Genomic DNA, 14590 nt, shown 5'->3' on the forward strand with positions numbered 1-14590 from the left:
TATTTCAAATTAAAGCTCAAGAAAATTTTTCAACAACTGCTCGCCTGTCGTTCCACTTTTCTCAGGATGAAATTGTACTCCGTAAAAATTGCCGTTTTCCAATGCCGAAGCATATTCTATTTCATAATCTGAAGTAGCGATAGCTTCTTCGCAATTTTCTGCATAATAACTATGTATCAAATACATATAATCTTTTTCGTTAATGTTTTTGAACAAATCTGATTTTAAATTCTCAACAGTGTTCCAGCCCATTTGTGGTACTTTTACACCATTAGAAAAGCGTTTCACGTTCGTCTTGAAAATACCAAGTCCTTTGGTATCACCTTCTTCTGTATAGTTGCACATTAATTGCATGCCTAAGCAAATACCCAAAACAGGTTGGCTCAATTTTGGTATAAGCAAATCGAGACCAGTCTCTTTAAGCATTTTCATTGCTGAACTTGCTTCTCCTACACCTGGAAAAATCACCTTTTCGGCATTAATTATCTCATCAGCATTATTAGATAATTGAGCATTATAGCCCAAGCGTTGAAAAGCAAATTGAATGCTCTTTATATTACCCGCACCGTAGTTTACAATTTTTAAATTCACTTTTATTTTTTAATTCTTTGTCATTTAGATTCCTCATCGTTTCATTCTTTCGGAATGACATTTACAACATTCCTTTTGTTGATGGTAAAATCATTTTATCGACATTTTGCTTTATAGCCATTTTAATTGCCTTAGCAAAAGCTTTGAAAATAGCTTCAATTTTATGGTGTTCATTAACACCTTCAACTTTAACATTTAAGTTACATTTTGCCCCGTCTGTAAAGGATTTGAAGAAGTGATAGAACATCTCAGTTGGCATTTTACCAATCATTTCGCGATTAAATTCAGCATCCCAAACCAACCAGTTTCGACCACCAAAGTCAATCGCTACTTGAGCTAAACAGTCGTCCATTGGCAGGCAGAATCCATAACGCTCAATACCAAGTTTATTTCCTAAGGTTTTTGCAAAGACTTCCCCTAAAGCAATTGCTGTGTCTTCAATAGTATGATGCTCATCGACTTCTAAATCGCCCTCTACTTTAATGTTTAAATCAATCTGGCCATGACGTGCTATCTGATCTAACATGTGGTCAAAAAAAGCAATGCCAGTATCTATATTGCTCTTTCCTGTTCCATCTAGGTTAAGGTCAATCTTAATCTTGGTTTCATTTGTGTCACGCTCAATAAACCCAATACGTTCAGTAGTTTTTAGAAATCTATAAATGGTTTCCCAATCATTAGTTTCTAATGCAATGTGCGCTTCTAATTCATTTTTGCTAACTGTAATTTCGTCTGTACCGAGATTGGTGTTGTCGTTAATAAAAATCCCTTTTGCACCCAAGTTTTTTGCCAATTCCACATCAGTTAAACGATCACCAATGACAAATGAATTAACCAAATCATAATCTTCAGAAAAATACTTTGTTAATAGTCCTGTATTAGGCTTGCGTGTTGGTGCATTATTTTTAGCAAATGTTCTGTCGATAAATTGCTCTTTAAAAACAACGCCTTCGTGTTTAAAGGTTTTGACTACAAAATTATGAACTGGCCAAAAGGTGTTTTCTGGATAAACATCTGTACCCAATCCGTCTTGATTGGTGACCATCACAATTTCAAAATTCAATTCTTTGGCAATTTTGCTTAGGTATTGGAATACTTTTGGATAAAACTCTAACTTTTTAAACGAATCGATTTGCTCGTCTGCTGGTTCTCTTATTAGTGTTCCGTCTCTGTCTATGAATAGTACTGGTTTTTTCATCTTTCTTGTTGTTCCTACTCTGGCAGGAATCTATATTATTTTTGGTTTAAAGTGGATTCCGCATCAAATGCGGAATGACAACCTCAGTTTAATTCTTTTAATGCCATAATTAATTTTTCATTTTCGCCTTTAGTCCCTACTGTAAATCTTAGACAATTTCCACATAAAGGTTGTGTTGTTCTATTTCTAACCACAATACCTTTTTTAATTAACTGATTGTAACGCAAATTAGCATTATCCACTTTTGCCAAAATGAAATTGGCATCAGATGGATACGTGGTTTCTATAAAAGAAATATTACATATCTTAGAACCTAGCACTTCTCTTTCCTTCAAAATTGAACTTATTTGTTGGCTGACTTCGTTGAGTGAATTTAAGCGAATAAGTGCTTTATCTTGAGTTAGTTGATTGATGTTGTAAGGCGGCTTAATTTTATTTAATATTGAAATTATGAATTCTGAAGCATAACAAATGCCTAGTCGAATCCCTGCCAAACCGTAAGCCTTTGACAAAGTTTGAGTCACGATTAAATTCGGAAACTCATTCAGTCCAATGAGCCAACTTTCTTGATTTGAAAAATCAATATAAGCTTCGTCAATAACTACTATTCCGTTAAATCCATTAATTAATTCTACAACTTTATTCCTATTAAAACTATTGGCTGTAGGATTATTTGGGGAGCACAAAAACAAGATTTTTGAATTACTATTCTGTGCCGATAGAATTTCTGAAACTTTAGGTTCAAAATTTGTATCCAATTCTACCGAAATAATATCAATAGCGTTTAAATCTGCCAAGACCGAATACATACCATAAGTTGGCGGCAGAATAATAACATTATCGTCCTTAGGTTCGCAAAATGCTCTAAACAATAAATCTAAGACCTCATCACTACCATTCCCTAAAAGGATTTGAGATGTTGAAACTCCCTTAACTTCTGCTAATCGCTCCTTAACCTTGGTCTGTTGCGGATCGGGATATCGATTCACATCGGTCTGAAATGGATTCTCATTAGCGTCCATAAAGACCATATCCAAAGACATATCTTTATACTCATCCCTTGCTGAAGAATAAGGCTTGATATTTTTAATATTATCTCTAATGAGATTATTTAAATTAAACTCTTTCATTTTTCTGTTTCTGTATAACAAACTATTTCTTTAAATCACTCAACCTCAATGACACTGCATTTTTGTGAGCTTGCAATCCTTCAGCTTCAGCCATTAATTCAATTGCTGGGCCAATGTTTTTAATTCCCTTTTGAGATATTTTTTGGAAGGTTATACTCTTCTGAAAGCTATCTAAATTCACACCAGAATAAGCTTTTGAAAACCCGTTTGTTGGTAAGGTATGATTTGTTCCAGAAGCATAATCCCCAGCACTTTCTGGCGTATAATTACCTATAAATACTGAACCTGCATTACCGATATTATCTACAAAGTAATCGTTATTTTTAGTAGCCACAATAAAGTGTTCTGGACCATATTCATCAATTAATGTTAGAGCGGTTTCAAAATTATCTACAACAATTGATTTAGAGTTATTGATAGCATCAACAGCCATATCTTTTCTCGGCAATACTTCCAGTTGGGCAGAAATTTCAGCATCTACCTTTTTAGCAAATGATCTTGAAGTCGTTATTAAAATCACTTGACTATCCGAGCCATGCTCTGCCTGACTCAATAAATCTGACGCCACATATACTGGATTTGCAGAATCATCAGCCATAATCAATAATTCACTTGGGCCAGCAGGCATATCTATAGCAACACCATACTTAGTAGCCAATTGCTTTGCAACCGTAACAAATTGGTTTCCCGGCCCGAATATTTTATAGACTTGCGGAATTGATTCTGTACCAAAAGTTAAGCCCGCTATAGCTTGAATACCACCTACTTTTATAATTTTGGTAACGCCACAAAGCTGTGCTGTATACAAAATTTCATTGGCGATTTTGCCTTTGCGATTTGGTGGTGAGCACAAAACAACTTCTTTACAACCTGCTATATTAGCAGGAACAGTTAGCATTAAAACAGTAGAAAATAAAGGTGCTGTTCCACTAGGTATATACAAACCTACTTTTTGAATAGGTCTTTTTTCTTGCCAGCATTCTACCCCATCCATAGTAGTTACTTGAACTCGACTTGTTCTTTGGGCTCTATGAAATGCATCAATATTTGATTTTGCCAATTGAATAGCTTGCTTTAAGTCTTCCGATACAACTTTTGACGCTTCTTTTATTTCTTCATCTGTAACTACAAAAGAATCCAGTTTTACTTTGTCAAATTTTGATGTGTATGACTTTATAGCTCTATCACCATCAGTTTTAACACTCGCAAAAATATCATTAACGATTGATTCAATATCATCAACGGTCTGAGTAGGTCGTTGCAATAAAGTCTTCCAATCGGATCTATCTGGGTTTATGTATGTTTTCATTTATAAAGACTAAGTTCAGTTCAATTAATTATGAGATTCCTACTTTTGCAGGAATTTATAGGACCATATTCTCTATTGGACAAACAAGAATTCCTTCTGCTCCACTTGCTTTAAGCTCATCTATGACATTCCAAAAATCATTTTTATTTATTACTGAGTGTAGTGAACTCCAGCCTTTTTGAACCAATGGTAAAATAGTCGGCGAGTTCATTCCTGGTAATATTTCAACAATCCTATCTAGTTTTTCATTTGGCGCATTCAACAACACGTACTTGTTTTCCCTTCCTTTTAAAACAGACTTTAAACGAAATTGAATTTTATTGATAATTGTTTGATTTTCAGCAGAAATTCTCGGTGAGGTTGCCAATACAGCTTCAGACTTTAAGAGAACTTCAATTTCTTTTAACCCGTTTTTAAACAATGTACTTCCGCTAGAGACTATATCGCATATTCCATCAGCCAAACCAATGTTAGGGGCAATTTCAACAGAGCCATTAATGATATGGAGGTTTGCCTTAATGCCTGCTAGATCTAAAAAATAGTTTACAGTGTTTGGATATGATGTTGCTATACGCTTTTGCTCTAAATCCTTTAATGATTTGACTTTGGAAGCTTTGGGCACAGCAATAGAGACTCTACATTTTGAAAATCCAAGTTTTTCAACTATGTTGATATCATCACCTTTTTCAATAAGCACATTTTCTCCGATAATAGCGGCATCAACAACACCATCTCTTAAGTATTGAGGTATATCTCCATTACGTAAATAGAACACTTCTAACGGAAAATTTCTAGCGGATGCTTTTAATTGGTCTTTACCATTATCTACTGATATTCCGATTTCTTTTAAGATTTTCATGGAATCATCGTGAAGACGACCAGATTTCTGAACAGCAATTTTTAATTTACTCATTTCTAATTTTAGTTGGTCTGAAAATATCATGAGCTCAATAAAAAAACCCATTTGATATTCTCAAACGGGTTTTAATATATTATGTTGAAAATTAATCAATACATCATCACCTCGCTTGAGCGATTATGTGAAAATGATGATGTAATTGAATAAAATTCATTTCTATTTTGTTCTGAACAAAGTTTCAGAAAATAAAATTACAATTCCAAGTGTTTAACAAAAAAATTATTGATTACCTAAAATAATTGGCATTCCGCTTTCACCAGAACCAATTATAACTATCTTACTATTAGGTGATTCCGCTAATTTATTTGTCGCTTCAATACCTTTATCTTGAAGAATTTTATCCGTTAATGAAGCACTCAAAATCCTATTTGCGTCTGCTTTACCTTGAGCTTCAATACGTTGTTTTTGAGCTTCTTTATCTGCAGTAACTAATCTAAACTCGTATTCTAAAGATTCTTGCTCTTGCTTTAATTTACGTTCAATTGCTCCTTTAATTGTTGGTGGTAATTGAACATCTTCTACTAAAACACGTTTTACTGTTAAAAACTGACCATCTAAAAGCTTTGTAACTTCATCTAAGATTTCTTGTTCAATAACATCTCTTTTACTAGAATATAATTGCTCAGGAGTATAGCGACCGACCACACTTCTTGCAGCAGCATTTATAGCAGGATCTAGTAATTCGTGCTCATAGTCTTCGCCTTTAGTTTTAATGAGGTTTCCAAGGTTACTGTATTCTGGTTCGTACCAAATAGTTCCGTTAACTTTAACTTCTAAACCATTTACAGATAACACATTCATTTTATCAGAAATCGACTGTTGTCTTACTTTTCTAACTATCATTTCGTTCCAAGGAGCGACTATATGAAATCCTTCACCATAAGTTTTATCGGTGTTTATACCATCACCAAAACGTTCAAATATTACGCCTCCCTCACCAGGACCAATGGTCACAGCAGATTTGGCTATTAATATAATTAATAATACAATCCCAATTAATATTGGCAACCCAATTTTTGGCAATTTTTCCATTTCTTTATGTTTTAAATTAATCCGTTATATTTTCTGATAAACCACTCTATAAATAGACTTATTGCTATTAATCCGAGTAGGTATTTCCAATCTATCAAAGGTACGATATTTTTAGTGCTTTTTTGAATGGTTGCATATCTATTATCAGAGAGAAGGTTCGCTATCAAATCATTATGCTCAGTGCTAAAAAAAGCTTTTCCCGAACTTGCATTCGCAATAGATTCTAATTTATCAACATCAGCATTTAAGAATTGTTGTTCTACGTTATACTCCAACACTTCAAAGCTACCAGAGGCAGCAATGGATTCCGTATTATGCTTTATGGTGAAATCATACGAGCCTGATGAAACACCACTTAAATCAACACTATAACTACCTTTATTTAGCAAAAGTGGCACTTCCTTAACACTATCATCATCCTTATTTTTTAAAATGATGGTTAATGCTGCTGAACTATCAAATTCAAAATTTTTATTGAAATATTGTGCTGTGATTATAACATCATCGTTACCATTATAAAACGATTTGTAATCAATATTAATGCGATTACGTTTTTTGTTTGTACTTAAATATTGCACCAATTTTCCAATAAAATTATCAAAATTATTAAAACGCTCTGCATCTAAATAGGCCTGTGCTCTCCATCTCCAAATACCCTCACCACTAAGTAGTGCATGCTTTGTATTATCAACCTCAAAAGTTGAAAGCATGGGCTGATTAGTATCGATTTCATTTACAGCTTTAGTGAGAATAACATCATTTGGCACTAAAAATTCTATAGATCCGAATTCGGATTGCAAAGGTGGATAATCTTCAAAATTGAGATTATCAATAATGAATATGCTATAATTTCTGTTTAGATTAGGCTGAAAATCTTCTGTTTGGTTGGTTATGGTTTGCCTAAAATACGATTGGGAATTATTCAATAAACTCCAGTTTGTTGTATTACCGGTTATTAGTATTGAATTTAATTTTTGCTTATAGACTTCATTTAAAACAGTGTTGAAGCTATTATTAGGTTGATATAAAATAACTAACTGAAAATCATTTATTTTACTCAAATAATCTTTAGGTTTTAAGATTGAAACACTACGTTGCTCATTACTCTCTATCGCCTTTTTTAAAGCACCTAAATCTGGATGTAAGCGTTCTGAAACTAAGGCAATATTTGTTTTTTGGTCAATAACCTCTACTCCAAAGTTTTTAGAATTATTGACTGTGTTCTTTTCGTTCGCAAGAGGTGTTAATTCTACACGATAGGTTTTTACACCAACACTATTAGCCGATAAAGCCGTAGAAACAATTTCTGAAGTTTTAGAACTATTAAATTGAATCGATTTTCTGTACACAACCGAATTACCAGACCAAATTTTCAGTTCAGTTTTTACGGTTTCTGATCCATTGTAATTAGCAATAACCTCTACAGGAAACTTATTCTTTAAGTATACATAGCGATTAACGTTGAGCTGTTTAATACTTAAATCTGAATACACTGTTGAGTCCCCTAAAATAATTGGATAAATTGGTTGTTTCACAGATTTTGTGATATAACTATAATCTGATCCGTAGGTTTGATTGCCATCACTTATTATAATAATCGGAGCCGTTTGATTCGCATAGACTTCACCAAATTGCTTTAAGGCTTTGGAAATATTAGATTGATGTTCACCAAAGCTTAGACTATCTAAACTATTGACGGACTTGCCAAAGCTATACTTTTCAATATTGAAGCGTTCATTTAATTCTGAATTAGATGCTATAGTGTTTAAAACCGAACTTACATTCTCGTCTTGTTTTAAATAAGAAACAGATTCTGAATTATCTACCGCAACTACCAAAGTTGGTTTTTCTTCATAATATGTTTTAGATTCAAACTTTGGATTGATGAGCAATAATAATATTCCAAAAATTGAAACAGTTCTTAACGCTGTAAGTAAGTATCTAAGATTAGACTTTACTTTCGATTTGTACAAGTACTGAAACAGCGCTAATAAAAGCGCTGCTACTCCAGCAATGATAATATATAATAGAGTTTCAGAACCCATTAAATCTTATTCTAATTTTAAAGAAATTCCTGCCTACACAGAAATTTATTAAGTCAACATACCTCCATCAACATTAAGTGTCTGTCCCGTAACATAGGCACTTAAATCACTTGCCAAGAAGACACATGCATTAGCAATGTCTTCTGGTGAGCCACCGCGTTTTAATGGAATAGCAGCTCTCCAACCTTTAACCGTTTCTTCATCGAGTTTCGCTGTCATTTCAGTTTCTATAAACCCTGGTGCAATGACGTTGCTTCTAATATTTCTAGAACCTAACTCTAATGCCACAGATTTTGAAAATCCAATAATTCCTGCCTTCGAAGCTGCATAATTGGTCTGTCCAGCATTTCCTTTAACTCCAACCACAGAACTCATATTAATGATTGAGCCCTTGCGTTGCTTTAACATGGTTCGCTGTACAGCTTTTGTCATATTAAAAACAGATTTTAGGTTCACTTCAATAACTTTATCAAAATCGGCTTCTCCCATTCGCATTAAGAGGTTATCCTTAGTAATACCAGCATTATTTATCAAAATATCTATTGAACCAAAATCGGCCAGTACGTCTTCAGCCAATTTTTGAGCTTCATCAAAACTTGCTGCATTGCTCTGGTAACCCACAGCTTTTATACCTTTAGAATTTAAATCTGCCTCCAAAGCTTTGGCTGCATCGACAGAAGAACTGTACGTAAACGCCACATTGGCACCATGCTCTGCAAAAACCTCAGCAATGCCTTTTCCTATACCTCGGCTTGCACCTGTTATAATCGCTGTTTTTCCTTCTAATAATTTCATAATATTTATGGTTGGTTCATTTAAGTTATTGAAATATCATATTGATAAATCTCGAAAACAATCAATCTGATACGTATTTCTCTTGAATTTCAAATATACCAATTACAAATTGTACGAAATAAAAAAACCTCATAATTCATGTTAAACAAACTATGAGGTTTACATTTTATCATAACCTCTAATCAAGGAATGTAAAAAAATATAAATTGATTAAAGCTTAACGTCTTCCTCTTGGTTATAGTTAAACAAGTAATCGATGTCGAGTTCTTTGATCTCTCCCAAGGTGCTTAAAGCTTCAAAGTCCATATCTTTTTTGTTTCCGATTACCATGACATTATATGATTTACCACTAATGTTTTCGTTAAAAAACGTTTTTAAATCCTCTAAGGTCATGTTCTTAATGGTATTATACATCTCCTCACGATTGTCATTGGTAATACCTCTTTTCTTTAAACCTTCATAAGTCCAGAAAATATTAGACTTAGTTATACGTTGTGCAGCAATTTTCTTTAAAGTCGCTTCTTTTGCCTGATTAAACTGATCTTCAGCTTCTGGCATATTTGTCATCAACTCCATCATAGCATCAACCGCTTGCTCCAATTTATTGGCTTGTGTACCAACATACGCCATTGTATAATCGGGTTTCCCCACTTCGCTTGCGTTTCGGTAGCTAGAAAAGGCTGAATACGCCAACGATTTAGACTCTCTAATCTCTTGAAAGACTATGGATGACAGCCCACTTCCGAAATAGGTGTTGAATAAACGCGAAGCTGCCATTTTCTTGGGATCGAAAGTATCGCCTTTTGATAATAACATAATTTCACTTTGCACCATATCATAATCCACAAAATAAACATTGCCTCCTGTTTCTAAATTAACGTATTCCGTTTTCTCTGGATAATCCAAAAAGTTTTCTGGCACAGTATGGTTTTTTTCTAAGGAAGCTACAGCTGCATCAATATCATTACCATAATAAAATACACGCTGCTTATAGTTACGTAGTTCCTTAATTGTACTCACCAATTCTTCAGGGTTAATTTTCTTTAACTCAGCCTCTGAATATATGTTGCGTAATCTTGAGTTTTCACCATATTGGGCATAGCTCATTAAACCATTCCAAAAGATATTTCCCTTTTGGGTCTTGCCATCTTCTCTTCCTTTTAAAATACTTTCAACATATTTATTATAGGTATCTTGATTTGGCTGCGCGTTATCCCAAAGGTTTTCCAACAAAGCCAAGCCAGCGTCCAAATTTTCTTTTAAGCCCGAAATCCCAACATAGGTTTTGTCACTCGATGAAAAGAAATTAGTACTAATACCCAATTTATAAAACTCTTGTTTTAATTCTTCTGGTGAATACTTGTCCGTGCCTAAATAATCCAAATAACCAGCGGCCAATGACACCATCCGATCGTTGTCCTGACCCATATCGAAAATAATATTCAAGTTAAAAATATCATTATTGGGATTATCCACATAAGAGACTTTCACTCCATTATCCATTTCCACCTCTTTTATTGCTGTTTTGTAGTCTATAAACTGAGGCTTTAGATCTGGTGATGTCTTAGAGTTAAATGTCTTTAAGAAATCCGATTCTTTATCTCTATTGAGTTCAATCGGGGTAATTCCTGGGTTTTCTACCTTTACTATGGACTTGTCCTCACCTTTTATTTTATGAACCTCTACATAGTTATTACCGTAAAATTCGTTGGCGAATTTCACCACTTGATCCTTGGTGATTTTTTTCATTTCATCCAACATTACAACTCTGTCCTTCCAATCCTGAAACCCTATGAAGGCCTCTAAATAGGCATAAGCTGTAGATGAAGCATTCTCGTACTGGCGTATTTGAGATAAACGTAAATCGTTGACCACAGCATCTAACAGCCAATCTTCAAATTCACCTTTTTTCACTTTTTCTATCTGCTCCAAAAGCAAGTCTCTAACGTCATCTAAAGTTTGATCCGCTTTTGGTCTTCCATAAAGCAAGTGGAAACCATAATCGTTATTAAAATTGGTAAACGAAGACGCTTGCTGAACCATCTGTTTTTGGTTGAGGTTTAAATCTATTAAACCGGCTTGGGAATTTGCAAGCATGTAATCTACTAAAGTTAACATCACTTCCTGATCCGAGCCTTTTCCTTTTGATCTAAATGCAACATAAACTGATTCTGCCGTTGGTCCGTAAACTTCCTTTTTTACAGGTTCTGTAATAGGCTCTAACTCTGGAAAAGTAGGGTGCATAAGCTCTTTCTCTTTATAATCGCCAAAGGCATCATTTACCTTTTTAATGGTCTCATCGAAGTCTAAGTCACCAACTAAGATTACTGCCATATTATTTGGCACGTAGTATTTATCAAAATAAGCATTTATAGCTTCCATTGAAGGGTTCTTTAGATGCTCAGAAACACCAATTGTAGATTGCGTACCGTAAGGATGTGTTGGATAAAGTCCTTGTAAAGTTGCATAGTATTGCTTGCGTCCGTCGTTATCCTGCCCTCTGTTGAATTCTTCGTAAACAGCTTCAATTTCTGTATGGAACAAACGAAGCACCAATTGACTGAAACGCTCACTTTCTACCATTAGCCATTTATCCAATTCGTTGGACGGAATCTTACCTACGTAAACTGTTTGTTCATTGGAAGTAAATGCATTTGTACCTTCAGTTCCAAGAGAATTTACCATTTTATCATACTCGTTTGCTATAGCAATTTTAGATGCCTCTAGAGATACTGAATCTATTTGTTTATAGATTGCTTTTTTTGCCTCAGGATCTTGCTCTTTTTTGTGCGCTTCGTACAAATCAGAGATTTGCTTTAAAAACTTAGATTCTGTTTCATAATCTGTAGTTCCGATTTCGTCAGTTCCTTTAAAAACCATGTGCTCTAAATAATGGGCTAAACCAGTATTATCTGCTGGATCGTATGTAGAACCTGCTCTAACGGCAATTAAGGTTTGAATTTTTGGTTCCTCTTCGTTTTTGCCCAAATAAACTTTTAGACCGTTGTCTAAAGTATATAGGCGCAAACCTGTTGGGTCATTGTTAACGGTTTCATAAGTAAAGCCATTAGCATCTGTTTCTGAATTGATTGCATATTCTTGCTTTGAACTATTGTCTTTACAAGCCGAAAAGCATACTAATGCAATGATTAATGTGTAAAATTTAGTAAGTCTCATATGAGTTGATTATAGTGAATAAAAAAATCCATTGACCAAAATAAAGTCAATGGATTTATAACGTGTATAAATTAGATATATTTTAACAGAATTTTAGCTAATTACTTCCGCCACTTTCTTGCCTATTTCTGCTGGTGAATCCACAACGTGAATTCCGCATGCTCTCATTATTTTCTTTTTAGCTTGCGCAGTATCATCACTACCGCCAACAATAGCGCCAGCATGCCCCATAGTACGACCTGCGGGAGCAGTTTCACCAGCAATAAAACCTACTACCGGCTTTTTACTTCCACTCTCTTTATACCAATTTGCAGCATCAGCTTCTAATTGACCACCAATTTCACCAATCATTACAACGGCTTCTGTTTCTGGGTCATTAATCAATAACTCAACAGCTTCTTTAGTTGTGGTTCCTATTATTGGATCTCCACCAATACCAATTGCTGTTGTTATACCCAAACCTTGTTTTACAACTTGATCTGCCGCCTCGTAAGTTAATGTTCCAGATTTAGAAACTATACCTACTTTACCTCGTTTAAAGACAAAACCTGGCATAATACCAACTTTAGCTTCACCTGGTGTTATTACACCCGGACAGTTAGGACCTACCAAACGACAATCTCTATCTTTAATATAATCTGCAGCTTTAATCATGTCTGCTACGGGAATTCCTTCTGTAATGGTTATGATGACTTTTATACCTGCATCAGCAGCTTCCATAATCGCATCAGCAGCAAATGCTGGCGGCACAAAAATAATGGTTGTGTCAGCACCTACTTTTTCAACAGCTTCAGAAACCGTGTTAAAAACAGGTCTGTCTAAATGTGTCTGACCACCTTTTCCCGGAGTTACACCTCCTACAACATTGGTTCCGTATTCAATCATTTGACCAGCATGAAATGTACCTTCACTACCAGTAAATCCTTGTACGATGATGTTTGAATTTTTATTAACTAAAACGCTCATTTGATATTGTTGTTTTTAAGTTTTGTAAATTTAGTTGTGCAAAAATAAGTGTTTTGAAGTGCAATTACGACCTCTTTTTATATTTTTCTTTCAGCATAAGACGCCATACTTTCCGCATCACTCTCATCTGCTTGTTGACTAATCTCGTAACCTCTGTATAATTTGTTATCCTTTACTTCCCAAATCGTTGAAAAATGTGCTAAAACCGTTTCATTATCTGGATTTTCAATAGTATTGGCAAACAATGTATGTCTGGTAAATACTTTAGAGTCTGCTTCTATAAAATGTGTGAATTCAAATCTGAGATTGGTATAAGATTTTCTCGTGCCCTCAAAAAAATCCACAATAGCATCGTAATCTAAATGCATAAATCCTTGACTACTGCTCCAATGCAATTCACATTCCTTATGGTAAAATCTCGGAACCACAGTTGGGTCGTTCGCCAAATCAGAATTATAAAATGCTTTAACAATTTCTTTAGCTGACATTTATAAATCTTTTAGTTTTTTAAGTATTTCAGGTATTTTCTTAACATAGGCTCTATCTTTAAAAAAGGCTCTTGCTTCTTGAGCCGGAGAACCAAAATAGGTTTTACCTTCTTCTGTTGTATGCCCCAAACCAGATTGTGCATATAGAACTGTGCCTTTAGAAATGGTAATGCCACTTTTTACACCAACTTGTCCCCAAATGGTAACATTATCTTCAACAACGACACAACCCGCAATTCCTGTTTGCGAGGCTATCAAACATTTTTTGCCCAAAACCGTATCGTGTCCAATCTGTATTTGGTTATCTAATTTAGACCCTTCCCCAATAGTCGTATCACCAGTAACACCTCTATCTATTGTGCAAGCTGCTCCTATATCTACATTATCCTCAATAATTACACGACCACCAGATAGTAATTGATCGTAACCCTCTGGTCGGTTTTTGTAATAGAAAGCACTTGCTCCTAAAACTGTTCCTGCGTGAACAGTAACGTTGTCTCCAATTACGGTATCATCATAAATGCTAACATTAGGATGAATAACACAATTTTTACCAATGGTTACATTATTACCAATAAAACAGTTAGGTTGAATTATGGTGCCTTCACCAATTTCTGCATCAGTCGCAATAGCAACATTTGAAGATTTAAAAGGTTTGAAGTGAAGCGTTAACTTATTGAAATCTCTAAATGGGTCATCTGAAATTAAGAGTGCTTTACCTTCTGGACAATCCACTTCTTTATTAATAAGAACAATGGTTGCAGCAGATTCTAAAGCTTTATCATAATATTTCGGATGGTCGACAAATACAATATCGCCAGCTTCAACAACATGAATTTCGTTGATGCCCAAAACTGGAAAATCATCATCGCCGATATATTCGGTATCAATTAAACCGGCAATCTCTTTTAAAGTGTGTGGTCTTGGAAATTTCAAATGA

At 34.6% G+C, this 14590-nt stretch carries 12 protein-coding genes; all 12 read right to left on the bottom strand.

Features of this window, described 5'->3' with window-relative positions; translation table 11 throughout:
- Positions 1-9 precede the first annotated feature (9 nt).
- The gene (hisH, locus tag KCG49_RS03550) at positions 10-591 is read right to left on the bottom strand and encodes an imidazole glycerol phosphate synthase subunit HisH (protein ID WP_218544804.1); all 582 of its coding nucleotides are present in this window, start codon (positions 589-591) and stop codon (positions 10-12) included.
- 61 nt (positions 592-652) lie between these two features.
- Entirely contained in the window at positions 653-1789 is a 1137-nt protein-coding gene (hisB, locus tag KCG49_RS03555) for a bifunctional histidinol-phosphatase/imidazoleglycerol-phosphate dehydratase HisB (protein WP_218544805.1), read from the bottom strand.
- Positions 1790-1872: 83 nt separating this feature from the next.
- Positions 1873-2919, bottom strand: a complete 1047-nt coding sequence (gene hisC, locus KCG49_RS03560; protein WP_218544806.1) for a histidinol-phosphate transaminase — start codon at positions 2917-2919, stop codon at positions 1873-1875.
- Positions 2920-2941: 22 nt separating this feature from the next.
- Complete coding sequence (gene hisD / locus KCG49_RS03565) at positions 2942-4228, bottom strand: histidinol dehydrogenase (RefSeq protein ID WP_218544807.1); 1287 nt, start codon at positions 4226-4228, stop codon at positions 2942-2944.
- Positions 4229-4283: 55 nt separating this feature from the next.
- A complete protein-coding gene (hisG, locus tag KCG49_RS03570; protein ID WP_218544808.1) occupies positions 4284-5141 on the bottom strand; it encodes an ATP phosphoribosyltransferase in 858 nt (285 codons plus the stop codon).
- 225 nt (positions 5142-5366) lie between these two features.
- Positions 5367-6179, bottom strand: a complete 813-nt coding sequence (locus KCG49_RS03575) for a prohibitin family protein (RefSeq protein WP_218544809.1) — start codon at positions 6177-6179, stop codon at positions 5367-5369.
- Between the two features lie 11 nt (positions 6180-6190).
- Positions 6191-8224, bottom strand: coding sequence for a VWA domain-containing protein (locus KCG49_RS03580; protein WP_218544810.1), 2034 nt, complete (start codon positions 8222-8224; stop codon positions 6191-6193).
- Positions 8225-8272: 48 nt separating this feature from the next.
- Complete coding sequence (fabG, locus tag KCG49_RS03585; RefSeq protein WP_218544811.1) at positions 8273-9019, bottom strand: 3-oxoacyl-[acyl-carrier-protein] reductase; 747 nt, start codon at positions 9017-9019, stop codon at positions 8273-8275.
- A gap of 210 nt (positions 9020-9229) precedes the next feature.
- Positions 9230-12196 carry a M16 family metallopeptidase gene (locus KCG49_RS03590; protein ID WP_218544812.1) on the bottom strand — a complete coding sequence of 989 codons (2967 nt, stop codon included), beginning with the start codon at positions 12194-12196 and terminating at the stop codon, positions 9230-9232.
- 93 nt (positions 12197-12289) lie between these two features.
- Positions 12290-13162 (bottom strand): succinate--CoA ligase subunit alpha, encoded by an 873-nt coding sequence (sucD, locus tag KCG49_RS03595; RefSeq protein ID WP_218544813.1) that lies wholly within the window; start codon positions 13160-13162, stop codon positions 12290-12292.
- Positions 13163-13239: 77 nt separating this feature from the next.
- Positions 13240-13650 carry a nuclear transport factor 2 family protein gene (locus tag KCG49_RS03600; protein ID WP_218544814.1) on the bottom strand — a complete coding sequence of 137 codons (411 nt, stop codon included), beginning with the start codon at positions 13648-13650 and terminating at the stop codon, positions 13240-13242.
- Positions 13651-14586: a UDP-3-O-(3-hydroxymyristoyl)glucosamine N-acyltransferase gene (locus tag KCG49_RS03605; RefSeq protein ID WP_218544815.1), complete on the bottom strand. Its 936-nt coding sequence runs from the start codon at positions 14584-14586 to the stop codon at positions 13651-13653.
- Between the last annotated feature and the right edge of the window lie 4 nt (positions 14587-14590).

This window comes from Winogradskyella luteola (assembly GCF_019203985.1).
GTDB lineage: Bacteria > Bacteroidota > Bacteroidia > Flavobacteriales > Flavobacteriaceae > Winogradskyella > Winogradskyella luteola.

What these genes read in the sequence shown, in the direction of transcription:
- hisB (WP_218544805.1), bottom strand. Translation starts at nt 1,789, where the DNA reads ATGAAAAAACCAGTACTATTCATAGACAGAGACGGAACACTAATAAGA.
- hisC (WP_218544806.1), bottom strand. Translation starts at nt 2,919, where the DNA reads ATGAAAGAGTTTAATTTAAATAATCTCATTAGAGATAATATTAAAAAT.
- hisD (WP_218544807.1), bottom strand. Translation starts at nt 4,228, where the DNA reads ATGAAAACATACATAAACCCAGATAGATCCGATTGGAAGACTTTATTG.
- hisG (WP_218544808.1), bottom strand. Translation starts at nt 5,141, where the DNA reads ATGAGTAAATTAAAAATTGCTGTTCAGAAATCTGGTCGTCTTCACGAT.
- KCG49_RS03575 (WP_218544809.1), bottom strand. Translation starts at nt 6,179, where the DNA reads ATGGAAAAATTGCCAAAAATTGGGTTGCCAATATTAATTGGGATTGTA.
- KCG49_RS03580 (WP_218544810.1), bottom strand. Translation starts at nt 8,224, where the DNA reads ATGGGTTCTGAAACTCTATTATATATTATCATTGCTGGAGTAGCAGCG.
- fabG (WP_218544811.1), bottom strand. Translation starts at nt 9,019, where the DNA reads ATGAAATTATTAGAAGGAAAAACAGCGATTATAACAGGTGCAAGCCGA.
- KCG49_RS03590 (WP_218544812.1), bottom strand. Translation starts at nt 12,196, where the DNA reads ATGAGACTTACTAAATTTTACACATTAATCATTGCATTAGTATGCTTT.
- sucD (WP_218544813.1), bottom strand. Translation starts at nt 13,162, where the DNA reads ATGAGCGTTTTAGTTAATAAAAATTCAAACATCATCGTACAAGGATTT.
- KCG49_RS03600 (WP_218544814.1), bottom strand. Translation starts at nt 13,650, where the DNA reads ATGTCAGCTAAAGAAATTGTTAAAGCATTTTATAATTCTGATTTGGCG.